Consider the following 23,420-nt stretch of genomic DNA (forward strand, 5'->3'; position numbering starts at 1 on the left):
CCGGTCCCCGGTGGATCGCCGCCGGTCAGCCGCCCATGGCCTGGACGAGGCTCTTGGGCCGCATGTCCGTCCAGTTGGTGTTGATGTGGTCGACGCACTCCTGGCGTGCCGCCTCGCCGTGCGCCACGGTCCACCCCGCGGGCACTTCGGCGAAGGCGGGCCAGAGCGAGTACTGCCCCTCGTCGTTGACGAGGACGAAGTAGTTGGCGTTCTCGTCCTCGAACGGATTGGTCGCCATGATTCAGCCTTCCTTCACTGATTGTTTTCTGATCCGGGCGCGTACCGCGTCCACGAAGCCGGGCAGCCTGTCGACTCCCCAGTACTTGTCGAAGCCGTCGATGAAGAAGGGGACGCCGAACACGCCGTCCCGGTGGAGAGAGTTCAGGGCCCGCAGACCCTTTTCCCGGATCACCGGGTCCAGGTGTGCCTCCGCCGTCACACAGGCGTCGAGTCCGATTTCCTTTCCGATCCGGCCCACGATGTCCGGGTCGGATATGTCCTCACCCAGTTCCCAGCGGTACCGGTAGGTCTCCTCGATGAAGCGCGGGCCCGCGCCCGCCTCGGCCGCGGCCAGATAGCCGAGGTGCGAGACCTCCCACCGCGGGGCCGGGTCCACCGGCCACACCATCTCGAGCTCGCGGGCCCGGGCGAGCCGGCGCACGTCCTGAAGGATGTAGAGGTGCTTCTCCTTCGACATCGGGACGTACGGCAGCCGGACGTTGTTCCGCTCGAGCTCGTCCTGGGCCGCCTCGTCCGGCTCCCAGAACGGCAGCCACTCGATGTGCTCCGCGACGTCCGGGTAGGTGCCGGTCAGGTCCCGGTAGGCCATCCAGGAGTACGGGCTACGGAAGGAGAAGTACCAGCGTGGGCCGCGTCGTGCCATCACCGCCTCCAAGGGGGTTCGCGGATGGATCAGATGGTGATGCCGCCGTCGATCTGGAGCACCGCTCCGGTGATGTAGGCGGCACGGTCGGAGACGAGATAGGCGACGAGGTCGGCCACCTCTTCCGCCGTGCCCATCCGGCGCAACGGGATGGAGGAGAGCGCTTCCTTGCGGGCCTTGTCGTTCATCGCGGCGACCATGTCCGTCTCGATGAAGCCGGGGGCGACCGCGTTGACCCGGATCCCGGAGCGGCCGGTCTCCTTGGCCAGGGCGCGGGAGAAGCCGATGATCCCGGCCTTGGAGGCGGAGTAGTTGGTCTGCGTGCCGTGTCCGTAGACGCCGGCGACCGAGGAGATGTTGACGATCGCACCGGCGCGGCGCTTCATCATGCCGAAGACGACGGACCGGCAGACGTGGTAGACGCCGTCCAGGTTGGTGTCGATGACCTGCCGCCACTGCTCGTCCTCCATGAGGACCAGCGGGTTGTCCCGGGTGATGCCGGCGGCGGTGACGGCCGCGTCGATCTGCCCGAACTCCTCCTCTGTGGCGCCGATCCAGGCCCGTACGGACTCGGCGTCGGCGACGTCGACCCGGCTTCCCGTCACGCGGACGCCGGTGTCCGCCAACTCCTTCTCCAGCGTGCGCGCGGCCTCGTCGTCCGAGCGGTAGCAGAAGGCGACGTCGAATCCGTCGCGGGCCAGTGCGTGGACGGTGGCGCGGCCGATGCCGCGCGAGCCGCCGGTGACGAGGGCCACCCGGTTCGTGGTGTCTCCCATGATGATGTTTCTCCGTGAGTGTGCGAATCAGGTGGCCGCGGCGGGGCGCAGAACCTCTGCGGGCCGGAAGGCCATGACGATCCGGCCGACGGTCATCACCGTCTCGCCGGCCGATCGGCTCTCGCCCTCGAACAGGACGGTGTCGTCGACCCGCCGGTCGAGCCGGACGCGGTGTTCCAGGACCTCGCCGGGCAGTACGGGCCGGTGGAACTCGACGCCCGTCATGGAGCCGAAGAGCATCACCTGCCCCTCCAGTACGTCCGGGTTGGGGTCGTCCCAGGTGGCGAGGACGCCCGCCGACTGGCACCAGGACTCGATCAGGAGCGACATCGGGTAGGCGAAGTCCTCGTCCGGGGTGCCCGGGCCGAGCTTCTCGTACCACGGCTCGTTGCAGGTGACGGCCTTGAGCGCGGTCAGCCTCTCGCCGGGGACGACGTCGGTGACCCGGTCCACGAGCAGCATCGGGAAGCGGTGCGGCAACCGGGCCCGGATGTCACGCTGTCCGATCACGCCGCCACCTCCGGGGCCGCGGCGCGCGGGCGGTAGCGCAGGCGTACCGTGGCGGCGTCGCCGCGGCCGGTGGCCAGCTTCGCCCGGCACTGCCAGTCCCCCGCGGGGGTCTGCTTCCAACCCATGGTGATCTCCAGCCGGTCGCCGGGGAAGACAGGCCCGGTGAACCGGGTCGACTCCACGGCGGCAAGCTCGCCGTCCTTCGCTCCACCGGGTGCGGTGGCGAGCGCCGCGAGGTGGGTGCACTCCACGAGGCAGACGCCCGGGAAGATCGGGAAACCCGGGTAGTGCCCGGGCAGCACGGTCTCGCCGTCCTCGACGGTGAAGCGGGCGGCGGTGTGCGACTCGTCCTCGCCGGGCAGCACCTCGACGAGTCCCGCGAGCGGGCTCGCGCCGGGCATCAGGCTGCCCGCTGCGCCGCGTCGATCTTGCGGAGCAGCAGGTCGTAGGCGCTCTGCAGGGTGATGATCTGCTTGAGCTCGGACTCCGGCAGCTTGACGCCATACTTCTTCTCCAGGACGACGACGATCTCCAGCGCCATCAGGGAGTCGACCTCCAGGTCGTCGACGAATCTGGCGTCGTCGGTGATCTCGGACTCGTCGACGTCCAGCACCTGCGCCACGAGGGCTCGCAGTTCTTCCTTGTCCAGCACGGTCGGGGTTCCTCTCATCAGCTGGTGGTGGGGCGGGCTCAGCGCAGGCCGAGCAGGGCGCAGCCGACGGTGCCGGTGCGGTCCACGGAGGTGATCACGCCGATCCGGCTGGCCGCGTCCTCGGGCCGGTCGGCGGCGTAGGAGAGCAGTGCGGCGGCCTGGAAGGCCGCTGCGGCGGCGCCCGTGTCGCCGATCAGGTCGGTGGGCGTCAGATCGGCGTGACCGGAGGTGCCGAAGACCTCGGCGACGGCGTCGGCCTCGCCCCGGCCCTCGCGTCCGGGAGCGCCGGACCTGGCGACGGCGACGACCTGGTCAGCCTCGACGCCCGCCCGCCGCAGCGCGGAGCGCAGGCAGGACACGAGGGCGGGGCGGGTGTCCCCGTCGAGCACGACACCGAGTTCGACGGCGACGAGTTCGGCGAGGACCGGCTGGGCGGGGTCCCCCGGGTCGTGCGGTTCGACCAGGAGCATGGCGCAGCCCTCGCCGAGCGGCGCGCCGGCGGATGCGCCGCCCTCGTCGCCCGCCCGGCGCTCCAGCCAGGCGCGGGCCTGCGAGAACTCCTCGGCCGCGCCGCACAGCACCGTACGGGCGCGGCCCGCGGAGAGCAGCCGGCGCGAGTAGTTGAGGGCGTGCAGACCGGCGGTCCGGCCGCCCGCGATGGTGGCGTTGGGGCCCTTGAGCCCGTACCAGATGGCGCTCTGGCCGGCGGCGCAGTTCATCACCGTGTTGGGGAAGCGCGCCGGGTCGACGAAGAAGGGCTGGTCACCGGTCAGGGAGTCCCTGGTGAAGTCCATCATGGACTGGGCGCTGCCGGTGGTGGTCCCGAGCGCGAAGGCCGCGCCCTCGCCGGTGCCGACCGCACGGTTGCGGTCGCCGTCGTCGAGGAGCGCCCCGACGGCGGTGACGGCGAGGCCCGTGACCCGGTCCATGGAGCGGGTGCCCTTCTTCCCGAGCACCTTGCGGATGTCGAAGTCGGGGACCACACAGCCGGTGCCGTCGGGGGTCTCGCCGTGCCCGGTGCCGAGTTCCGTCGCAGCCGGCCGCCGTTCGCGCAGGCCCTCGGCGAACGCCGCCCTGCCGATGCCGTACGACGACACGGCCGACCATGCGGTGATCACCGGGCGGCCGGCGACCGTGGTGAGTGTGGACATGTCCGTCGTGCTTCCTTCCGTTCACCGAGCCCGGTGGGCTCGCGAAGTCACAGCTGCTCGCACCGTCGGTGCGGCGGTCACAAGAAACAGACCATCCGGTAGTCGGTCCAGCGGGCGGCCGTCTCGCCCTCGGCCGCGACCTGGATGCCCGCCAGCAGACGGTCGGGGGAACCGGCCGCACCGAGTGCGGTCAGCCCCGGCTCCTCCGCCCAGACGCCCACTCCGGCGTCGAGGAGGGCGCGCAGCCCCTTGCGGGGGTCGCCGAGTGTGTCCACCGTGCGGTTTCCGATGCGCAGCGGCGGCACGGGCGGCGCGGTGAGGGCGTAGGTCACGGCCCGGCCGCGCAGCAGGATGTCGAGCCCGCCGAGCTGACGGTGCAGTTCGGTGGCGAGGTAGAGCTCGTCGAAGAACTGCTTCTCCAGCGCTCCCCGGTAGCCGCGTTCCACGATGGCCAGCACCCGGCCGTCGGGGTGTTCCTGAGAGGACATCAGATCACTCCGACGAGTACGGTTCTGCCGGCCGCGGCCACATTGGCCGCGTATCCGGCGGGCGGGCGGAGCACCACCTGCGGCAGATGCTCCGCGACGCCCCTGTCGTCACTGCAGAACCGGCACCCGTACCAGTACAGCCGGCGGGGGAACGCGGTCAGCAGTTCCTCGGCCAGCGCCGCGGTGGAGGGGTACTCACGGTTCCAGTCGGCGAGGTTGCGCGGCTTGTCCCGGCCCAGCGAACGCTGGGTGAGCAACGTGGCGTAGCCGCAGGTCCACACCTGTACACCGGCTCCCCGCTCCAGCAGCGCCTGGGTCAGCCGCAGTGCGGTGGTGACCTGGTCACTGCCGTGCGGGGCGCCCATGAGGGTGATCAGTACGTCGGTCTCCGGAATCTTCCTGGCCACGTCAGTGCCACACCACCCGGACGGCCGGGTCGAGGATCCAGCCCGCCACTTCGTCCATGCCGATCACCTTCAGCTCGGGTCTGAGCAGGTCCGCGCCGAGACCCCGCTGGGTGAGCGAGAACTCGTCTGCGGCGAGGACCCCGCCGCCCTTCTGGAACCGGTCCAGGTCGTCGTCGCTGCCGGGGACGGCCAGCAGGACGCCGTCCTGGACCAGGAAGAGCAGCACCGAGTGCCCGGCGAGGACCTGGGTGACGGCGTCGCGCCGGAACGCGGGGTCCTGCGCGACGCCCCCCTGGCTCTCGACGAGCAGCAGCCGGGGCCGGCCGCCGCTCTCCCGGATCTCGGTCACGCCTGCGGCGCCTTGCCGTTGATCGCGTCGACGACCCGCTGGTCGAAGTTGACCAGGCTCCAGTCGCGGCGGTTCTCGATGACGGCGTAGCCGTGCACGATACGGCCCGTCGCGGTCCTGACCAGCTTGCCGTCACGCAGCACGTAGAAGTCCATGCGCGAGGTGTAGGTGAAGTCCTTGAAGACCTCCTCGACGGTGTAGACCGTGTAGAGGTCCTCCTCCATCAGCGCCTCGTCGAGGATGCGGATGTCGGAGCGCGGGACCACCGGGATCCAGCGGCGGTCGTCGAGCAGGGTCTTGATGGAGATGCCGCGGTCGGCGACGAAGCGGTCCTTGCCCTCCTCCATCAGCCGCAGGTAGCCGGACATCTGGATGCGCTCGGTGAAGTGGCAGTACGGGTACGGGATGTTCCACTTCCAGGCGTACGCGTTCTGCCCGGCGGTGAGCCGCTCGAGGATCTCCTCCTCGGCGGGAGCGGCGGCGGGCGCCTCGCGCTCGAGGTCGTCGCCGAGGACGGCGACGGCGAACCGGGCCAGCTCGGCCGGGACCTCGCCGGCCGCCTCGAGGTAGGTGTCGACGCGCAGCGACACACGGACCTTCGAGGTCACGGCCTTGTGGATCTCGCCGTTGCGCTCGAACTGGATGGTGACCTTGAAGCCGATGGTCGCGTCGTCGTCCTTCGTCCACGGCACGACCTCCGCCTCCGCGACGTCGTCCATGTGGAAGGCGTGCAGGATGCGGGTGTCGATCGAGACGATGTCGAGGCCGAGGCCGTGCTCCTCGTACAGCGCGCGGGCGGGCAGCGCGGTCTGCCGGAAGTGGTCCAGAACGGCTTCCTCGACGAGGTAGTTGACGTGCTTGAAGCCGATCCAGGTGCAGATGTTGGAGCCCTCGTAACGGGGGCGGACCTGCGTGGTCGTGGTGGTGTCGAGGAGCGCCTTGACGGCGGTGTCGGTGACGAGGGTCATCGCTGGGGCTCCAGAGCATTGAGAGGGGCGGTACCGCGCTGGGGTGTGGCGCCCGTGATCGGGTTGAGGAATTCCTGCACGGCGGCGGCGAAGAGCGGTGCCGCGTCGAGCATCGGGAAGTGCCCGCAGCCGGGCAGGACGCGGGAGACCGCGTCGGGAAGCGCTGCGGCGAGGGCGACGCCCTCTTCCGGGCGGGCGGCGAAGTCGGTCTCGCCGCCGAGCACCAGGGTGGGGACGGTGATGCGGTCGGTCCTGAGTGCGGGTGTGCGCAGGTAGAGGTCGAAGAAGCGGAACCAGCCGTAGGCTCCGACGCTGTCGCGCACCCGGCGGCCCATGGCCGCCTGCACATCGGCGGGGAAGCGCCCGTCGGAGTGGGCGCGGATCCCCTCTTCCATGATCAGGTGGAAGTCGTTGAGGTAGTAGCTGATCGTCTCCCAGTCGAACTCGTCGGCGGACCCCCGGTAGAAGGGGGAGACGAGCACCAGGGCCCGGATGCCGAAGTGGCGCAGCGCGTCCACGCCGCCCCGGTTCTTCTGGTCGAGCAGGTCGAGCAGGACGTTCGCCGCCATCGAGTGGGCGACGACGACGTCGGCGCGTCCGGGCACCGCCTCCAGCGCCTTGGCCAGCCAGCCCTTGAGATTGGGCTGCTCACCCCAGTCGGCGATGGTCTCGGTACGCCACGGCAGCCGGGCGGTCCAGAGCTGGTAGTCGTCCGGGAACTGCTCGATCGTGCGCTCCCACACGCTGTCGGCGGCCGCGAGGCCGTGCAGCAGCAGCACCCGGGGGCCGGTGCCCTCGGTGCGCTGCCGGACGGACACCGGTCGCAGGTCGACATGGGTGGCCATCACGCCGCCTCGGGGGCCAGGAGCAGCAGCTCCGCGCCGGCGTCGTCCGCCGCGGTGCCGGCCGTGGCCTGCACCGGGCCGCGCTCGCCGGCGTCGAACATGCCGACGGCGGCGGCGCACTGGAGGACGCCGTGCGCACCCGAGGCGTGGCCGAGGTGCGACGGCAGCTCCCAGCGGCGGCCCCGGGCGGGGGCCGGGTCGCCGGCGCTCCTGCGGTACGTGCCGAGGACGGCGCGTACGGTCGCCGAGCGCTGAACGGCCGCCGTACGGGACTCCAGGACGAGTGCCGCCCCTCCGTCCACCGCCCGTGCGCCGCCGAGGAGCCGGCGCACCACGTCGTTGTCGGGCTCGACGCCGAGGACCAGGACCCGCTCCGCGCGTCCTGCCGTGATCATCGTGGTCGCCCAGTGGACGGCGTCCAGGCCGGACGTCTCGCCGTTGCAGACCATGAGGTTGGGACCGCGCAGGCCGTAGCGGATGGCCGCGGACGACGCGATGACGTTGCTGGACGCGTTGGGGAGGTCCATGGGGCTGGTCGCGGTGACGGTCTCCTCGCGGATGGTGTCCAGCGACCGCGCCACGGTGTCCAGGTTGCCGAAGTTGGAGCTGGCGACCACGCCGACGCTCTCCGCGGGGCAGGTGAGGCCGTCGTCTCCGAGGAGCCCGGCGTCCCCGAGGGCCGCCGCGGTGAGGCAGTAACCGAGCTGGGTGGCCCGGTCCTTGTAGCGCAGTCCCTTGCGGCCGACGTGTGCGGCCGGCTCGACGGGAGCGCCGTCGGCGGCGGGTCCGTCGGCGAGAGCCCGTACGGTGTCGGCACCGGGCAGCAGCACGGCGGCGCCGGAGACGACCACGGTCCGGTCGGCGCTCTGCGAGGTCATCGAGGGCCCTCCACTATGGCGACGGCATTGATGCCGCCGAATCCGAAGGCGTTGAGCTGCGCCACGTTCAGCTGCCGTTCGGCGGCCGCCTCGCCCGTCACGAAGCGGAAGGGCGCGGCCTCCTCCACCGGCTCGTCGAGGCCGACGGTAGGCGGCACCCGTCCCTCGTTCAGGGCGCGGACGCCCACGATCAGGTTGATCAGGCCGGACGCCCCGGAGGTGTGCCCGGTCATGGACTTCACCGCGGTCATCAGGGGCCCGGACGCCCCGTCACCGAGCACGTCGGCGAGCGCGGCCGCCTCCGCCTCGTCGTTGAGGAGGGTGCCCGTGCCGTGCAGCATCACCAGGTCGATGTCCGAGGGCTTGACCCCCGCGAGCCGGTGGGCGGCACGCATGGCCTCCGCGATGCCCTCGGGGGAGGGTGCGGTGACGTGGTACGCGTCGCAGTTGACGGCGACCGAGCGCAGCCGGCCGTGCACCTGGGGCGCGTCCCGCTCGGTGCGGCGCAGCACGACCGCCGCGGCACCGTCGCCCATCAGCACGCCGGTGCGGTTGCGGTCGAACGGCCGCACCCGGTCCGGAGGCTGCGGGTGCACCCGCTCGAGGAGCCCGTACATGGACTCGGTCAGCACGTCGACACCCGCGACGATCACGGTGTCGGGCGCGTCGTCCCCCTCCTGTTCCAGCAGGTCGGAGCCGAGCGCCAGTGCGTACAGCGAGGCCGAGCAGGCGTTGGAGAAGGTGTGGGTGTCGTCGGCGCCGAACCGCTCGCGCAGCCTGGTGCCGAAGTGCAGCCCGGAGGCGTCGAACGGTGCGCCGTCGCGCGACGAGAGCTCGAAGGAGCGCAGCTCCCGCAGGCCGGTGCCGATCAGCACCGGAATGCCGCTGAGGTCCTCGCCGAGGCCGGCGTCGGCGGCGGCCTGGCCGATGGCCTCGACGAGCAGGTCCGAGGCGCGGCCCGCCACGTCCTGTCCGGGCACCGGCCTGTTGTCGACCTCGTACGCGTGCTGCGCGCGGAACCGGGTCCGGTCGAAGCCGCGGAGTTCGGCCCGGCCGCTGCGGCCCTCGCACAGGCTCTCGAAGAGTTCACCGACCCCGGAGCCGGTGGCGGCGACGGCGCCCATCCCGATGATCGGGCGTGTCGTCATGACGCCTCCAGAATCGCGTCGTAGCGGCCGAGGAGGACCGCGGCGTTGTTGCCGCCGAAGGCGAGCCCGTTGTTCTGCACGATCCGCAGGTCGGCCTCGACCGCCTCGTTCGGAACGCAGTCGACGTCGCACTCGGGGTCGGTGGTGACGTGGTTGATGGTCGGGGGGATGAAACGGTTCTGTATGGCGAGGGCGCAGCCGATGGCCCCGAGCGCGCTGGCGGCGCCCATGGCGTGGCCGAGCATCGACTTCATGGAGACGGTGCGCGGCGGCCTGCTCCCGAAGACCTGGCGGATCGCGCCGGCCTCCGTGATGTCGTTGGCCCTGGTACCGGTGCCGTGTGCGGAGATGAGGTCGACCTCCTCCGGCTTGACGCCGGCGTTCTCCAGGGCGAGGCGCATCAGTTCGGCGACGCTGTCCCGGTCGGGCGCCACCTGGTGGTGGGCGTCGCAGTTCAGGCCGTAGCCGAGCACTTCCGCGTAGATGGTGGCGCCTCGCTCCAGCGCGGAGTCGAGACGTTCCAGTACGAGGACGCCGGCACCCTCGCCGGTGAGGATGCCCTTGCGGTCGGCGTCGAAGGGCTGGCAGCGGTCGGGGGCGATGGTGCCGAGCCGGTAGAAACCGGTGAAGGTCTTGCGGCACATCGCGTCCGCGCCGCCGCAGAAGGCGAACTCGGCCTCACCGGAGCTGACGGCGTCGAAGCCGTAGCCGATGGCGTAGTTGCCGGCCGAGCAGGCGGTCGGAATGGTGAGCGCCTCCACGTCGGTGAGGCCGAGTTCCTGGGCGATGGCCACCGAGAGCCGGCCGGCCGGTACCCGCCGTGCCGCGACGGGGTCGAACATGCCGGTGCCGTCGACCAGTTCGCTCTCGACCATCTGGTCGAGGTCGTAGCTCTCGCCGTCGGTGGTGCCGATGGAGATCAGGCCGCGACGGGAGCGCAGCTCCGCCAGGTCGAGGCCCGAGTCCTCCAGTGCCATCCGGGCGGCCGCGGCGGAGAACTGCGCGGCCCGGCCGAGCTGTTCCACATCGAGGGTGCTGATCCAGTCACGAGGGTCGAAATCCGTGATCTCGCAGCCGTTCGCGTGGGCGAAGCCCTCGGTCTCGAAAACCGAGATGGGCCGCGCACCGCTGCGCCCCTCGCGGAGTCCTTGCAAGAACTCCTTCGCCCCCAACCCGATGCTGGAGACCACACCGAGTCCGGTGAGGACGACCCGGTGCCGTTCAGGTCCGGCCTGGCCGGTGCCGCGCACTGCCGTCATGCCAACCTCCCAATCCACTGCGGCCGGGGCCGACTACCAGCCGGCCGGCTCCGAGACGACCTCGTAAACGCCCTTGAGGTTCACCATGCGCGGCAGTTCGGACTGGTTGATGACGACACCGAACTCCTTTTCGAGCGCGGCGAGGATTTCAATCGCACGAAGGGAGTCCGCGTTGTGGTCCTCCTTGAAACGGCTGTCCTCCGTGACCTCGTCCTCCTCGATCTCGAGAATGTCGCAGACGATTTCCTTGATGGTGACGATTCGCTCGTCGCGGGTTGCAGTGGACACGCTTCACCTCTTTTTTGATGTGCCGCTCTTCGAGCCGCCGCAGAATTACTCGCGAATGAATACTGTCGCCGCGCTCCACCGGCGACAACGGCGGCTGCAACAAGCTGCCACCGAGGTTCCTCTGTTCATGTTCCGGAGGGCACCCATTCGCCCTGTGCACGGCGAAGTGCGTCACTCAGTGATGCGGCGGCGTCGATCAGCACACCGCTGAGCGTGCGGTCCGGCGCCCCGGGCACCCGCGCCGGGGGCCCCGACAACGCCAGGGCGCCGACCACCCGTTGTTCCTTCGTCCGTACGGGCACCGCGCACGCCGCGCTGCCGGGTGCCATCGAGTCGGGGCCGTACGCCCAGCCGCGGCGCCGCACCTGGGCCAGCTGGGCGGCACCGAACCGGGCGCCGCGCAGGCCTTCGTACAGTTCTTCCGGGTCCTCCCAGGCGAGCAGCACCTGGGCGACCGGTCCCGACTTGGCCGGCCGGGAGGTCCCGACCGTCACGGTGTCGCTGCGACCGGACGGCGCGGTGGCGACGCAGATCTGCAGGGCGCCCCGGCGGCGGAAGAGCCTCGCTTCGAGCCGGGTCAGGCCGCGCAGTTCGGCCAGCACCGGGCCGGCCGCCTGGACCAGCCGGTCCCTCTGTGCCTCCACGGAGAGATGACCGAGCCGCGGGCCGAGCACGAACCGGCCCTGGAAGTCCCGGGCGAGCAGCCCCAGTCGCGACAGGGCCACGGCGATCCGGTGCGCGGTCGGCCGGGCCAGACCGCTGCGGGCGACGAGCTCCGGCAGTGTCACCGCCTCGCGCTCGACCACGCTGAGCACCACCGACGCCTTGTCCAGCACCCCGACCCCGCTCATCGGCAGCGGCTCTGTGGAGATGCTCACCGTTCGGTCGCCAGCCGTGTGCGGATGTCCCTGATGAGCTCGTCGCGTCGGTCCACCAGGTAGAAGTGGCCGCCGGGCAGCACCTTGAGGTCGAAGCCCTTGGGCGCGACCCGCTCCCAGCCCCTGACGCCGTCGACGTCCACGGCCGGGTCGCTGTCACCGACATAGCCGACGACGGGGCAGTCCAGTGGTTCGCCCGGCCGTGCGGCGTACCCGGAGACGATCGAGAAGTCGGCGCGGACGGCAGGAAGGATCAGCTCCCGCAGATCGGGGTCGTCCAGAAGCGCGGTGTCGGTGCCGCCGAGCCGCTTCACCTCCTCCACCAACTCCTCGTCGTCGCCGATCGGAGCCGTGCGGGGCGTGAGCAGATGCGGCGCCTTGCGGCAGGAGACCATGAGCACGGCGGGGGGCGTCCCGTGCTGCTGCTGGAGCCGCAGGGCGACCTCGTAGCCGAGCGAGGCGCCCATGCTGTGTCCGAAGAGGGCGATCGGGACGTCGCAGACGGGCAGCAGCGCCTCGGTGAGCGCGTCGGCGAGCGGCTCCATCTCGGTGAGGAGCTCCTCGGCGATGCGCTCCTGCCGGCCCGGATAGCGGATCGCCACGACCTCGGTCTCACTGCCGAAGGCGTGGCCCCAGCTGTGGAAGAAGCTGGCGGAACCGCCCGCGTGGGGAAGGCAGACCAGCCGCATCCGGGGCGGGGTCTGCGTGACGTATCTGCGCAGCCAGATGCTGTCCGTGCCAAGTGCCATGGTGCGTCGGTCTCCTCGATCGCGGGTGCGTCAGTGAAGGACGCCGGGGTCGTCCACGGACATGACCTCGATGTCCGGGTCGATCCGGCGGATCAGTCCGGCCAGCGTGCGGCCCGGCCCCAGTTCGACCAGTCGGCCGCAGCCGAGCGTCCTGGTGAGCATCAGCACGCTTCGCTCCCACAGCACCGGGCTGGTGAGCTGGCGGGTGCCGAGCTCCGCCCAGTCGCAGTCGCCCGTGTACGGCACGGCATCGACGTTCGCCACGACGGGCAGGTGCACGGCGGCGAACGCGGTGTTCTTGAAAGCGGTGCGCAGCGCGTCGGCGGCGGGAGCCATGTAGGGGCTGTGGAAGGCGCCGCCGACCTGGAGGCGGATCAGTTTCGCGCCGATCGAGGGCGCCGCGGCGTCGACCCGGTCGATCCCCTCGAGGGAACCTGAAACGACGGTCTGGCCCGGAGCGTTGACGTTGGCGACCCAGACGTCGGGCCCGGTGGCGCGCACTTCGCCCACCAGCGCCTCCACCTCGGACGCCGGTGCGGCAACCAGCACGGCCATGGTGCCCTCGCGGTCCTCCGCGGCGCGGCGCATGGCCCGGCCGCGGGCGGCGACCAGGGAGGCGGCGGCCTCGACCGTGAGGGCGCCGGCGGCGGCCAGCGCGGCGTACTCGCCCAGGCTGTGGCCGGCACAGGCGACGACCGGACCGCCGAGCGTCCCGGTGCGCACAGCCTCCGCGTTCGCGATCATGGCGACGGTGAACACGGTGAGCTGGGCGAGATCGGTACGCCGGAGCTGTTCTGCGGGCGTGCGCAGCAGCAGTTCGGGCAGATCCTCCCCGGTGACCTCCGAGATCTTCTCCGTGAGGTGCCAGGACGGCGTATTCCGCCAGACCTCGCCCATTCCCATTTTCTGAGTTCCCTGTCCGGGAAACACCAGACCGATCGGCAATTGATTCATGGCCCGCCTTCCACGCGGTGTCAACCGGAAAAGAGGCACGGGAGTCCGGACAGCGCCACCCCTGCACTCCGGCGATGTCCACGGGGGTTTGGACAGTCGCCACGAGAGGGTTCCGCAAGCCGGATTCCCGCGCCTCCGAGTGCCATACAACTGCGCGGATCGATAGGCGGCAACGTTCCTTTCAGGAAGCTGCCAAGCGCCTTCAGGGCGGCGAACCGGCGCGGCCCCTGCGGGGTGCGACAACAGGCGGAAGCAGCCCCAATTCGGCAGCCCTGACGCCTGCTTGGAATCGCGAATTCGCACCGAGCAGTGCCATGATCTCCGCGACGTAGCGACGGTAGGTCCGCACCGACACGGTGAGCTCGCGGGCGGCGACCTCATCGGTGACGCCGGCCCTGAGCGCGCCGAGGATCTGCCGCGCCAGCATGGCGCGGTCCTGGTCCCCGAGCACGATGCGCTCCCCGGCGGGGACCGCGTTGCTCCAGACACTCTCGAAGAGGATGTGCAGCGTGTGCAGCACCTCCGGAGCACTGATCAGCGAGGCTCTGCGGCCGACCGCCGGTTCGGCCACCACGAGACCGGTCGTGCCGTCGACCAGCAGGGCCCGGAGCGGAGGCACCCGGGCCACCCGTATCGCCACCGGCAACTTGTGGGCGCGATATTCGCGCCGGTACGCCTCGTCGAGGAGCGCGGGGCTGGTGAGCACCCGCACCGAGATCTCCTCCTTCGCCCGGCAGATGAGTTGGCTCTCCACCCGCTTGTCGCGGTCGCATCGCTCGTCGGCCGAGGGCAGCCACGCGTGCACGACGTCGATTCTGCTGCGCGCACCTGCGATGAGTCGCTCCGCCGCGTCGAGCACGGCTCCGTAGCCACCCTCGATCGTGGCTATCTGCTGTCTTCGGGCACTGCGACTGCGATGGATGGCCACGGTGGACTCGAGAAGAGCCCGGACCTCCAGCAGAGCGTGTTCCAGATCGTCCCCAGATTCCTGGGACATTTGTCGTTCACCATCCCCCGATTTGGACATTCCGTGCACAAACGGGCTCTCAGGGCCTCCGCACTCCGTGCGTCGGCGGGCTATGCCGCCAGCAGACCCAGTTCGACGGCGCGCACGCCTGCCTGGAAGCGTGAGTTGGCGTCGAGTTCCCGCATGATCTCGGCGACGTGGCGGCGGTAGGTGCGCAGCGAGACATTGAGGTCGCGCGCCGCGACGTCGTCGGTGTGGCCCGCCCGCAGCCGGTCAAGGATCTTGCGGGTGAGTTCGGTGCGCAGGCGGGGACTCAGCCCCAGATGGTCGGCGAGCCTGCGGCCCCGGGTCCAGGTGCCGGCGAAGAGCAGTTCCAGTGCACGCACCGCGGCCGCGTCCTTCACGACGGTGGCCTGCTGCGCGTCCCCTTCGCCGGGCGCCCGCACCAGTGCGCCGGCCCCGTCGGCCACGACGACTTCGCGCAGTTCGCGCTCGGAGACCCGGACCTCCAGCCGGGCTTCCGGGAGCCGGCGCAACTCGGCCACGGAGGCTTCCGCCGCCTCCGGGGTGCACAGCACGCGCACCGCCACGCCCTGACCGACCGGGGTCAGCAGCCTCAGCACACAGTCACTGAAGTCACCGGGCCCCGTCATCGCCACACTCAGCGAGTGCCGCACCCCACTGATGAGCTGGCAGAGGGCACTGTCGAGCACCGCGGCACCGGTCGGCTCGGTCGGCGGGGAGGTGGCCGGCTGCCGGCGGTAGAGGGAGACGGTGGACTCGATCAGGGCATGGGCCTGCAGCAACGTCTCTTCCAGATGCACCGCGTGCCCCTGCCGCAGCGCTTCATGGTCCGTATCTGGTGGATGCATGAGCGTATCCATCACTTGCGCCCCCTTGCGCTCTCAGGATCTTCCGCGTCCGCGACGACCCGCAGATTTCGGCCGCGCGCGACTCCGTGATCCGACACGAGATTTCCCCCGATGCATCCGTTGAATCGGGCATTATTTTTCAGCCACAATAATCTCGGATGCAGCAGGAACATTAGTTCGCTGGCTGGGAGCCAGTCAACAAGATGTGCGGTTCCCGGGCCCGCTCACCGGAACATGCAAACCAGACATTTCAAGCCAATCGGCGGTCGCTCCACCCCTGCTGACAGCAAGCTGCACTTGAACCTCGGGAGGGAGTCACTTGACCACCGCTTTACTCACCGTCCGCCATGTGTCGGACACAAGCCGTGAGCCTCATGACCCCTTGCTGCCAACTGCCCACTTTCCGGGACAGGTTCGCACCTAGGGTCACGATGTGACCACACGTTACGCACTGCCCCCACACCCTGCCGGTGCCACCCCGTCATCCACCGGTGCCGCCCAGGTGTGGTGGTGGAACCCGCCGAGGGCCGGCCACACCCGAGCCGACCTCGACGTGCTCGACGACTCGGAGCGCGCCCGTGCGGATCAAATGAAATCAGCCGATGCCGCGACCGAGTACATCTCCTGCCGCGCCACCGTCAGGCGCGCATTGGGTGCTCTTTTCCGCCTGCCGCCCGCCGAAATTTCATTTGGCCGAAACCCATGCCCTGGCTGTGGGAAACCACATGGTCCTCCCGTTGTACTTCATCCGGAAACCAACTGGCAGATCAGCATTTCCCACTCGTTCGGAATTGCCATGCTCGCGGTCGCCCCGTACCGGGTCGGCGTGGACGCCGAGGCGGTACGGGACGTCCACGTCGAGGAGATCATGGCCAACGTACTGACCTGCCGTGAGGGCGAGGCCGTCCGGGCCGCGCCGGCGGGTCTCGGTCGTACCAGGGCCTTCCTGCGCTGCTGGACGCGCAAGGAAGCGGTGCTCAAGGCGGTCGGCATCGGACTCGCCACCGACCTCACGGCTCTGGAGACCCGCGCCTGGGCACCCGGACCCGCCGAGGTGACCACCGACGCCCTCGCCGTCCCGACCAGCTGGGACGTGCTCGACGTTCCTGTGCCGGACCGCTGGTCGGCGTCGGTGGCAGTCCCGGCGGGCTTCGGCGCCGACGTCACCGTGCGTCCACTCGTAGCCCTGATCAGGGGCCGGAGCAAAAGCCCGGTACACGGCTGAGTCGCCCCTGAGGCGGTCGCGGCCGCTCGCCGTTCGTGACTGCCGCCGGTCAGCACCCGGCGGCGGGGCCGGGCGGTGACCGGGACGACCGGGCCCGCCCCGTCGTCAGCCTGCCCCGTCGTCAGCCTGCCTGGTCAGCAAGGGGAGGAAGCTGGCAGGATCGCGCCATGCTCTCGGCACTTCCCGTCCTTTCCCGCCTCGGCCGCCGCCGCGCCCTGCAGGGTGCCGCAGCGGCCCTGGTGGTCTTCGGACTGCTGCTGTGGTGGCTGCTGCCTTTCGGACAGTCTTCGCCCAGCGGGAAGCTGACGCTGAGCACCGGATCGCACAGCGGCGTCTACCAGCGGTACGGGGTCCTGCTGAAGGAAGCCCTCGCCCGCGACATGCCCGACCTGACGGTGGACCTCCGCACCAGCGAGGGCTCCCAGCAGAATCTCGAGCGGCTGGCATCGGGCGACGCCGATTTCACCATCGCCACCGCCGACGCGGTCGCGAAGTACAAGCGGGACGCTCTGCCGGGGGCCGACCGGCTGCGCGGCTGCGCGCGGCTGTACGACGACTACGTCCAGCTCGTCGTGCCCAGGGACTCACCGGTCCGTTCCGTGCGCGACCTGCGGGGCAAGGCTGTGGGAGTCGGTCAGGGCGGCTCCGGGATCCGCCTGGTCGCCGACCGGCTGATGAAGGCCGCGGGGGTCGATCCGGCGCGGGACATCACCGGGGTACCGGCCGGCATCGACGTCGCCCCGCACCAGCTGGAGAACGGCATGATCGACGCCTTCTTCTGGTCGGGCGGGCTGCCGACCAACACGGTGCAGGAGCTGTCCGAGCGGTTCCCCATCCGGCTGGTCCCGCTGGAGCCGGAACTCGTGGCGAAGCTGCACGCCTCAGGCGATCCCACCAGCTACTACCGCTCCGCCGTGATGCCCGCGGACGCCTACCCGCAGGCGCAGGGAGGGCAGCGCGTCGAGACGGTCGCCGTCGCGAATCTGCTCGTCACCACGGACCGCATGGGTTCCGCGAGGACGGAGGGCTTCACCCGCACGGTGATCAGGAGCCGGGACCGGATCGGCAACACCGTGCATCCGGCGCAGCTCGTGGATCTGCGGACCGCCCTCTACACCGACCCGCTGCCGCTCCACGAGGGTGCCCGGCGCTATTACCGCTCGGTCAAGCCGTGAACCCGGTCAAGCCATCAACCCGGTCAAGCCATCAACCCGGACGGGCCGTGAACCCGGCCAGGCCGTGACAGAAGTCCCGCGGCCGGCAGGCGTCCGCCCCCCGACCGCCACACGCATCAGGAGTGCGTCGGCTTCTCGGAGCGCGTCCGCGGAACGGTGATCGTGACCCGCAGGCCGTGCGGCTCGTGGTGGGCGTACGTGAGCGAACCGCCGCCCGCCGTCAGCAGCGCCCGCGAGATCGACAGGCCCAGGCCCGAACCCTTCACGTTCTGATGGCGGCCGCTGCGCCAGAAGCGGTCACCGACCCGGAGCAGTTCCTCATCGGTGAGTCCTGGCCCCAGGTCGGTCACGACGATCGTCGACGTGCCACCCTGCGACGCGACGTCGACGGTGACCTCTTCACCCTCCGGGGTGAACTTCAGCGCGTTGTCGATCACCGCGTCGAGCGCACTGGAGAGCGCCACCGGGTCCGCCCAGGCGGTGACCGCCGAGGGCTGTGAGGACAGCACGACCCCCCTCTCCTCGGCGAGCGGCCGCCATGCCGCCACGCGCTCGGCAGCCAGCTCGCCGATGTCGGTGAGCTGGAGCTCCGCGGAGGCGTGCTCGGCCAGCGCCAGGTCCAGCAGGTCGTCGAGGACCTGGGCGAGGCGTTTGCCCTCGGTGCGCACGGAGGCGACCTCCGCGTTCCCCTCCGGGAGCTCCAGCGCGAGCAGCTCGATGCGCAGCAGCAGCGCCGCGAGGGGATTGCGCAGCTGGTGGGAGGCGTCGGCGACGAAGGCCCGCTGCTGCTCGAGCACGTCCTCGACGTTGTCCGCCATCTCGTTGAAGGAGCGGGCCAGCCGTCTGAGTTCCGGCGGGCCGCTCGCTGCCGCGACGCGCGAGTTCATCCGCCCGGTCGCGATGTCGTGGGTGGCGGCGTCGAGAATGCGTACGGGTCTGAGCACCCATCCGGTGAGACGGAAGGCGGCACCCACCGCGACGAGCATCGCCGCGCTTTCACCGCCCGCGATCAGCAGCCAGCCCCGCAGCACGCGTGAGCGCAGCTGGTCCGTGGGCGAGTCGGTGAACACGACGGCGACGACGTCCCCGTCGCGGACGACCGGTGAGGCGACGACGAGTCGCGCGTCGCGCTGCCACGGCCACACCTGCGGCGGATCCTCGCTGCGCCGGCCGGTCAGCGCCTCCTGGAACGCCTCGCGCCCCTCTTCCGCCGGCAGGTACCAGTCACGCGGCGCACGCGCCATCGCGTCGCCGTCGCGGTAGAAGACGCCCGCCCTGATCCCGTACGTGTCGTGGTAGCGGTCGAGCTGTTCCCGGAGTGTGGAGCGCCGCTCGTCCGGTACGGCCCCCTGATCGGTGACGAACTGGGCGAGCGCGGCGAAACGCACGGTGTCGTCGATGCGGTCGACGACGACGCTCTGCTGCTGCGCGGCGGCGACACTCACGGCGAGCGGAAAGCCGAGCGCCAGCAGCACACCGGCCATGAGCACGATGAGCAGCGGAAGGAGTCGGGTACGCAACGGGGCCGAGCCCTACGCCCCGGCGGGCGTGACGAGCCGGTAGCCGACGCCCCGCACGGTCTCGATCAGGGCGGGCATCCGGAGCTTGGAGCGCAGCGACGCCACATGCACCTCGAGCGTGCGGCCGGTCCCCTCCCAGCTGGTACGCCACACCTCGCTGATGATCTGCTCACGGCGGAAGACCACCCCGGGGCGCTGGGCGAGCAGGGCCAGCAGGTCGAACTCCTTACGGGTGAGCTGCACGACCTCGCCGTTCACGCTGACCCGGCGGGTGGGGAGCTCGATGACGACCGGTCCGAGCCGCAGGGCGTCGTCGGCGGATGAGGAGGAACCGGCGTCCTCGCCCGAGGTGGTGCGGCGGCTGACGGCGTGGATCCGGGCGAGCAGCTCACCCGTGTCGTACGGCTTCACCACGTAGTCGTCCGCGCCGAGGTTGAGGCCGTGGATACGGGAGCGGACGTCGGAACGGGCCGTAACCATGATCACGGGCGTGGAGGTCAGTTTCCTGAGCTTGCCGCACACCTGATAACCGTCCTGGTCGGGCAGGCCGAGGTCCAGGAGCACGACGCCGAACGGCGGCTTGGCCGGCGCCGTGGCCGGCAGGACGGCCCGGAGGGCCTCCTCGCCGTTACGGGCGTGCACCACCTCGAAGCCGTGCCTCGCGAGCACCGCGGACAAGGCGGCGGCGACGTGGTCGTCGTCCTCGACGAGCAGCAGTCTCATGGCCCCCCTCCGGTCGTGTGGTGTTCGTAGTGCGGTCGCGTGACGTTGGCAGAGTGGTCATGACACACCCCAGGGCATCAATGCGGATGGACCCGTGCACAGTCAAGAGCCATTCGGGCGCGAGAAGGTTCCGTTATCCAGCCGGTATCGCAGTGCACCATCCCCTTCACACATAGTGTCCGGGTGAGGCCGGATCGTTATGCTCAATTTCCCCTCAGATGTAATGACGCTGGTCGCAGCGGGTGACTAAGGTCGCCCCAACCGAGGAGGATGGAGCAAGAAGCCGATGAGCGGAGTGTCAGTGACCAAGGACACCGAGGACGCGGTGCCCACGGCCGATCTGGTCGTGCTGAGCAACGTGAACAAGCACTTCGGCGCGCTGCATGTGCTCCAGGACATCGACCTGACCATCGCCCGGGGCGAGGTCGTGGTCGTCATCGGGCCTTCCGGGTCCGGAAAGTCCACCCTGTGCCGCACCATCAACCGTCTGGAGACGGTCGACTCCGGTGCCATCTCGATCGACGGCAAGCCGCTGCCGCACGAGGGCAAGGAGCTCGCCCGGCTGCGCGCGGACGTGGGAATGGTCTTCCAGTCGTTCAACCTCTTCGCGCACAAGACCGTGCTCGAGAACGTGACGCTCGGGCAGATCAAGGTACGCAAGGCCGACAAGAAGGCGGCGGAGACCAAGGCCCGAGCACTGCTCGACCGGGTGGGTGTCGGCGCGCAGGCCGACAAGTACCCGGCGCAGCTCTCCGGTGGCCAGCAGCAGCGCGTGGCGATCGCGCGGGCGCTGGCGATGGACCCGAAGGTCATGCTCTTCGACGAGCCGACGTCGGCGCTCGACCCCGAGATGATCAACGAGGTCCTCGAGGTCATGCAACAGCTGGCACGCGACGGGATGACAATGGTGGTCGTCACCCATGAGATGGGTTTCGCCCGCTCCGCCGCGAACAGGGTTGTGTTCATGGCAGACGGCAAGATCGTGGAAGAGGCGTCGCCCGAGGAGTTCTTCAGCAATCCCCGCAGCGACCGCGCCAAGGACTTCCTGTCGAAGATCCTTCACCACTGAGTCCTGGATCAGCCGGTCCATCACTTCGCGTCTGGTCCAACACCTCGCGTCAAACTCTAGGGAAGTCATCATCATGAAGCTTCGTAAGGTCACCGCCGCTTCTGCCACCGTGCTCGCGCTCGCCCTGTCGGCCACGGCCTGCGGCTCCGACAGCGGCAAGGACAGCGGCTCGGGCGACGGCGGCGGCAAGAAGATCACGGTCGGCATCAAGTACGACCAGCCGGGCCTCGGACTCAAGACCCCGGACGGCAAGTTCACCGGCTTCGACGTCGACGTCGCCAAGTACGTCGCCAAGGAGCTCGGCTACGCCGAGGGCGACATCGAGTTCAAGGAGACGAAGAGCGCCGACCGCGAGACCGCGCTTGCCCGCGGCGACGTGGACTTCATCGCCGCCACGTACTCGATCACCGACACGCGCAAGGAGAAGGTCGACTTCGCCGGCCCGTACCTCCTCGCCCACCAGGACCTGCTGCTCCGCGCCGACGACAACGTCGCCAAGGGTGACGACCTCAACGGCAAGAAGCTCTGCTCGGTCACCGGCTCCACCTCCGCGCAGAACGTGAAGAAGGACTTCGCGCCTAAGGCCCAGCTGAAGGAGTACCCCACGTACTCCCAGTGCCTCGGCGCCCTGCAGAGCGGCCGGGTCGACGCGCTGACCACGGACGACTCGATCCTGGCCGGTTACGCCTCGCAGGACCAGTACAAGGGCAAGTTCAAGCTCGCGGGTCTCAAGCTGAGCAACGAGAACTACGGCATCGGCGTCAAGAAGGGCGACAAGGAGATGGTCGACAAGATCAACGCCGCCCTCGAGAAGATGGTCAAGGACGGCTCCTGGGACAAGGCCGTGACGGCCAACTTCGGCCCGGCCAACTACAAGAACGAGCCCGCCCCGAAGGTCGGCAACATCGTCAAGTGAAGCAGGGCTGACGAGGCGCGCCGCCGCTGACGGCGGCGCGCCGGGCCCTCCCACACGCGGAAGCGCGGGAGATCGTGTTCGACTTTCTTGAAGGTTACGACTTGCTCGGGGCGTTCTGGATGACGGTGAAGCTCACCGTCCTCTCCGGAATCGGCTCCCTGGTGCTCGGCACCGTCCTCGCCGGAATGCGGGTGAGCCCGGTGCCCCTGATGCGCGCGTTCGGCACGTTCTACGTGAACGTGGTCCGGAACATCCCGCTGACCGTGATCATCGTCTTCTCCTCGATCGGTCTCGCCGATGTGTTCGGCATGACGCTCGGGGTCGCCGACGACTTCGACGCACTGTCGTTCCGGCTGGCGGTCCTCGGGCTCTCGGCCTACACGGCCGCGTTCGTCTGCGAAGCCGTGCGGTCCGGTATCAACACGGTGCCGGTCGGTCAGGCGGAGGCGGCACGCGCCCTCGGTCTGAGCTTCACGCAGGTTCTGACGACCATCGTGCTTCCTCAGGCGTTCCGCTCGGTCATCGCCCCGTTGACCAACGTGCTGATCGCCCTCACCAAGAACACCACGGTCGCGGCCGCCATCGGCGTCGCGGAGGCGGCTCTGCTGATGAAGGAGATGATCGAGAACGAGGCCCAGTTGGTCCTCATCTCGGCGATCTTCGCCTTCGGCTTCGTGGTCCTCACCCTCCCCACCGGACTCATCCTCGGCTGGGTCGGCAAGCGCATGGCGGTGAAGCGATGACGTCCGTCCTCTACGACGCCCCCGGGCCCCGCGCCAAGCGTCGCAACATCGTCTACACGGTTGCCTTCCTCGCCGTGCTGGCGCTGGGCATCTGGTGGGTCGTGCGCGTCCTGTCCGACCACGGACAGCTCGAGTGGTCCCTGTGGAAGCCGTTCACCGAGGCTCCGGCGTGGACGACCTATCTGCTCCCCGGCCTCGGCAACACGCTGAAGGCAGCGGCCCTCGCCATGATCATCGCGCTCCCGCTGGGTGCGATCTTCGGCATCGCCCGGCTGTCCGACCACCGCTGGATCCGCATCCCGTCCGGGACCGTTGTGGAGTTCTTCCGCGCGATCCCGGTCCTGATGCTGATGTTCTTCGCGAACGAGTTCTACTCGAGCTACACGGACATCAGCAGCGACGTCCGCCCGCTGTACGCCGTGGTCACCGGCCTGGTGCTCTACAACGCCTCGGTCCTCGCCGAGGTCGTCCGGGCCGGCATCCTGTCGCTGCCCAAGGGCCAGTCGGAGGCCGCAAAGGCCATCGGTCTGCGCAAGGGCCAGACGATGACGAACGTGCTGCTCCCGCAGTCCGTCACGGCGATGCTCCCTGCCCTGGTCAGCCAGCTCGTCGTCATCGTCAAGGACACGGCGCTCGGCGGCGCGCTGCTGGCCTTCGCGGAACTGCTCAGCGCCCAGGGCACACTGTCCGCGAACTACGCGAACACCATCCCCAGCTTCATCATCGTCGCGCTGATCTACATCGTCGTGAATGTGATCCTCACCAGCTTCGCCTCCTGGCTGGAGAAGAGGCTGCGCCGGGCCAAGAAGAGCTCGGGCGCGGTGCTCACCGCGCCCGGTGGAGCCGAGGAACCCGTCGGTGAGCCCGGAGTCAGCAAGACCGACACCTGACAGGCCGGCTGACGGTTCATCGGATGTTCGACCGCTGAGGGGCGGTGGCCAGGTGCCACCGCCCCTCGCCGCGTCCCCGGTGTCGCTTGACGCGGGCACCGGCAGTGGGTTGCATACGTTCTGTGATCGCGCACCGG

The 23,420-nt window shown here is 69.9% G+C and carries 29 protein-coding genes; 6 read left to right on the plus strand and 23 right to left on the minus strand.

Annotated features, from left to right (window positions below; all coding sequences use genetic code 11):
- Positions 1-25: 25 nt before the first annotated feature.
- The 21 genes from ACFYV1_RS32700 to ACFYV1_RS32800 all read right to left on the minus strand — a co-directional run bounded on the left by ACFYV1_RS32700 (position 26) and on the right by ACFYV1_RS32800 (position 15,022).
- Positions 26-238, minus strand: coding sequence for an MbtH family protein (locus ACFYV1_RS32700; RefSeq protein WP_389399279.1), 213 nt, complete (start codon positions 236-238; stop codon positions 26-28).
- 3 nt (positions 239-241) lie between these two features.
- On the minus strand, positions 242-883 hold the full coding sequence (locus ACFYV1_RS32705) for a 2-hydroxychromene-2-carboxylate isomerase (protein WP_389399280.1): 642 nt from the start codon (positions 881-883) through the stop codon (positions 242-244).
- A 29-nt stretch (positions 884-912) separates the two neighbouring features.
- Entirely contained in the window at positions 913-1,659 is a 747-nt protein-coding gene (fabG, locus tag ACFYV1_RS32710; RefSeq protein ID WP_389399281.1) for a 3-oxoacyl-[acyl-carrier-protein] reductase, read from the minus strand.
- Between the two features lie 27 nt (positions 1,660-1,686).
- Positions 1,687-2,169, minus strand: coding sequence for a 3-hydroxyacyl-ACP dehydratase FabZ family protein (locus ACFYV1_RS32715; RefSeq protein ID WP_389399282.1), 483 nt, complete (start codon positions 2,167-2,169; stop codon positions 1,687-1,689).
- The gene (locus tag ACFYV1_RS32720) at positions 2,166-2,570 is read right to left on the minus strand and encodes a 3-hydroxyacyl-ACP dehydratase FabZ family protein (RefSeq protein ID WP_389399283.1); all 405 of its coding nucleotides are present in this window, start codon (positions 2,568-2,570) and stop codon (positions 2,166-2,168) included. Before ACFYV1_RS32720 ends, ACFYV1_RS32715 begins: the two co-directional genes overlap by 4 nt.
- A complete protein-coding gene (locus ACFYV1_RS32725; RefSeq protein ID WP_389399284.1) occupies positions 2,570-2,839 on the minus strand; it encodes an acyl carrier protein in 270 nt (89 codons plus the stop codon). The genes ACFYV1_RS32720 and ACFYV1_RS32725 overlap by 1 nt, the downstream gene beginning before the upstream one ends.
- Before the next feature lie 20 nt (positions 2,840-2,859).
- Positions 2,860-3,972, minus strand: a complete 1,113-nt coding sequence (locus tag ACFYV1_RS32730) for a beta-ketoacyl synthase N-terminal-like domain-containing protein (protein ID WP_389399285.1) — start codon at positions 3,970-3,972, stop codon at positions 2,860-2,862.
- A gap of 77 nt (positions 3,973-4,049) precedes the next feature.
- On the minus strand, positions 4,050-4,460 hold the full coding sequence (locus ACFYV1_RS32735) for a hypothetical protein (protein WP_389399286.1): 411 nt from the start codon (positions 4,458-4,460) through the stop codon (positions 4,050-4,052).
- Positions 4,460-4,867, minus strand: coding sequence for a hypothetical protein (locus tag ACFYV1_RS32740; protein ID WP_389399287.1), 408 nt, complete (start codon positions 4,865-4,867; stop codon positions 4,460-4,462). Before ACFYV1_RS32740 ends, ACFYV1_RS32735 begins: the two co-directional genes overlap by 1 nt.
- A gap of 1 nt (position 4,868) precedes the next feature.
- Positions 4,869-5,216 carry a hypothetical protein gene (locus ACFYV1_RS32745; RefSeq protein WP_389399288.1) on the minus strand — a complete coding sequence of 116 codons (348 nt, stop codon included), beginning with the start codon at positions 5,214-5,216 and terminating at the stop codon, positions 4,869-4,871.
- Positions 5,213-6,184, minus strand: coding sequence for a hypothetical protein (locus ACFYV1_RS32750; protein WP_389399289.1), 972 nt, complete (start codon positions 6,182-6,184; stop codon positions 5,213-5,215). The genes ACFYV1_RS32745 and ACFYV1_RS32750 overlap by 4 nt, the downstream gene beginning before the upstream one ends.
- On the minus strand, positions 6,181-7,029 hold the full coding sequence (locus tag ACFYV1_RS32755; protein ID WP_389399290.1) for an alpha/beta fold hydrolase: 849 nt from the start codon (positions 7,027-7,029) through the stop codon (positions 6,181-6,183). Before ACFYV1_RS32755 ends, ACFYV1_RS32750 begins: the two co-directional genes overlap by 4 nt.
- The gene (locus ACFYV1_RS32760; RefSeq protein ID WP_389399291.1) at positions 7,029-7,907 is read right to left on the minus strand and encodes a beta-ketoacyl synthase N-terminal-like domain-containing protein; all 879 of its coding nucleotides are present in this window, start codon (positions 7,905-7,907) and stop codon (positions 7,029-7,031) included. Before ACFYV1_RS32760 ends, ACFYV1_RS32755 begins: the two co-directional genes overlap by 1 nt.
- Positions 7,904-9,055 carry a beta-ketoacyl synthase N-terminal-like domain-containing protein gene (locus tag ACFYV1_RS32765; protein ID WP_389399292.1) on the minus strand — a complete coding sequence of 384 codons (1,152 nt, stop codon included), beginning with the start codon at positions 9,053-9,055 and terminating at the stop codon, positions 7,904-7,906. Before ACFYV1_RS32765 ends, ACFYV1_RS32760 begins: the two co-directional genes overlap by 4 nt.
- The gene (locus tag ACFYV1_RS32770; RefSeq protein ID WP_389399293.1) at positions 9,052-10,314 is read right to left on the minus strand and encodes a beta-ketoacyl-[acyl-carrier-protein] synthase family protein; all 1,263 of its coding nucleotides are present in this window, start codon (positions 10,312-10,314) and stop codon (positions 9,052-9,054) included. The genes ACFYV1_RS32765 and ACFYV1_RS32770 overlap by 4 nt, the downstream gene beginning before the upstream one ends.
- A 33-nt stretch (positions 10,315-10,347) precedes the next feature.
- Positions 10,348-10,602 carry an acyl carrier protein gene (locus ACFYV1_RS32775; protein ID WP_389399294.1) on the minus strand — a complete coding sequence of 85 codons (255 nt, stop codon included), beginning with the start codon at positions 10,600-10,602 and terminating at the stop codon, positions 10,348-10,350.
- 125 nt (positions 10,603-10,727) lie between these two features.
- Positions 10,728-11,453 carry an IclR family transcriptional regulator gene (locus tag ACFYV1_RS32780; RefSeq protein ID WP_389399329.1) on the minus strand — a complete coding sequence of 242 codons (726 nt, stop codon included), beginning with the start codon at positions 11,451-11,453 and terminating at the stop codon, positions 10,728-10,730.
- A gap of 23 nt (positions 11,454-11,476) precedes the next feature.
- Positions 11,477-12,229: a thioesterase II family protein gene (locus ACFYV1_RS32785; protein WP_389399295.1), complete on the minus strand. Its 753-nt coding sequence runs from the start codon at positions 12,227-12,229 to the stop codon at positions 11,477-11,479.
- Between the two features lie 30 nt (positions 12,230-12,259).
- A complete protein-coding gene (locus tag ACFYV1_RS32790) occupies positions 12,260-13,183 on the minus strand; it encodes an ACP S-malonyltransferase (protein WP_389399296.1) in 924 nt (307 codons plus the stop codon).
- Positions 13,184-13,385: 202 nt separating this feature from the next.
- Entirely contained in the window at positions 13,386-14,180 is a 795-nt protein-coding gene (locus ACFYV1_RS32795; protein WP_389399297.1) for a LuxR family transcriptional regulator, read from the minus strand.
- A gap of 80 nt (positions 14,181-14,260) precedes the next feature.
- The gene (locus ACFYV1_RS32800; RefSeq protein WP_389399298.1) at positions 14,261-15,022 is read right to left on the minus strand and encodes a DNA-binding response regulator; all 762 of its coding nucleotides are present in this window, start codon (positions 15,020-15,022) and stop codon (positions 14,261-14,263) included.
- Positions 15,023-15,818: 796 nt separating this feature from the next.
- On the opposite strand from ACFYV1_RS32800, the gene ACFYV1_RS32805 reads away from it, so the two are divergent.
- Together ACFYV1_RS32805 and ACFYV1_RS32810 are read left to right on the plus strand one after the other, a co-directional pair.
- Positions 15,819-16,247, plus strand: coding sequence for a 4'-phosphopantetheinyl transferase family protein (locus tag ACFYV1_RS32805; RefSeq protein WP_389399299.1), 429 nt, complete (start codon positions 15,819-15,821; stop codon positions 16,245-16,247).
- A gap of 167 nt (positions 16,248-16,414) precedes the next feature.
- A complete protein-coding gene (locus ACFYV1_RS32810) occupies positions 16,415-17,422 on the plus strand; it encodes a TAXI family TRAP transporter solute-binding subunit (protein WP_389399300.1) in 1,008 nt (335 codons plus the stop codon).
- Positions 17,423-17,538: 116 nt separating this feature from the next.
- Here the strand turns inward: ACFYV1_RS32810 and ACFYV1_RS32815 are convergent, their stop codons facing one another.
- Positions 17,539-18,942 (minus strand): ATP-binding protein, encoded by a 1,404-nt coding sequence (locus tag ACFYV1_RS32815; protein WP_389399301.1) that lies wholly within the window; start codon positions 18,940-18,942, stop codon positions 17,539-17,541.
- Positions 18,943-18,954: 12 nt separating this feature from the next.
- Complete coding sequence (locus tag ACFYV1_RS32820; protein ID WP_389399302.1) at positions 18,955-19,665, minus strand: response regulator transcription factor; 711 nt, start codon at positions 19,663-19,665, stop codon at positions 18,955-18,957.
- 286 nt (positions 19,666-19,951) lie between these two features.
- Here ACFYV1_RS32820 and ACFYV1_RS32825 point away from each other — a divergent pair, with 286 nt between their 5' ends.
- The 4 genes from ACFYV1_RS32825 to ACFYV1_RS32840 all read left to right on the plus strand — a co-directional run bounded on the left by ACFYV1_RS32825 (position 19,952) and on the right by ACFYV1_RS32840 (position 23,283).
- Positions 19,952-20,734, plus strand: a complete 783-nt coding sequence (locus ACFYV1_RS32825) for an amino acid ABC transporter ATP-binding protein (protein WP_389399303.1) — start codon at positions 19,952-19,954, stop codon at positions 20,732-20,734.
- Positions 20,735-20,807: 73 nt separating this feature from the next.
- The gene (locus ACFYV1_RS32830; protein WP_389399304.1) at positions 20,808-21,650 is read left to right on the plus strand and encodes a glutamate ABC transporter substrate-binding protein; all 843 of its coding nucleotides are present in this window, start codon (positions 20,808-20,810) and stop codon (positions 21,648-21,650) included.
- A gap of 74 nt (positions 21,651-21,724) precedes the next feature.
- A complete protein-coding gene (locus ACFYV1_RS32835; RefSeq protein ID WP_389399305.1) occupies positions 21,725-22,393 on the plus strand; it encodes an amino acid ABC transporter permease in 669 nt (222 codons plus the stop codon).
- Positions 22,390-23,283, plus strand: a complete 894-nt coding sequence (locus ACFYV1_RS32840) for an amino acid ABC transporter permease (RefSeq protein WP_389399306.1) — start codon at positions 22,390-22,392, stop codon at positions 23,281-23,283. Before ACFYV1_RS32835 ends, ACFYV1_RS32840 begins: the two co-directional genes overlap by 4 nt.
- Positions 23,284-23,420: the final 137 nt, after the last annotated feature.

Origin of the sequence: Streptomyces sp. NPDC003023 (assembly GCF_042888225.1) — a bacterium.
GTDB lineage: Bacteria > Actinomycetota > Actinomycetes > Streptomycetales > Streptomycetaceae > Streptomyces.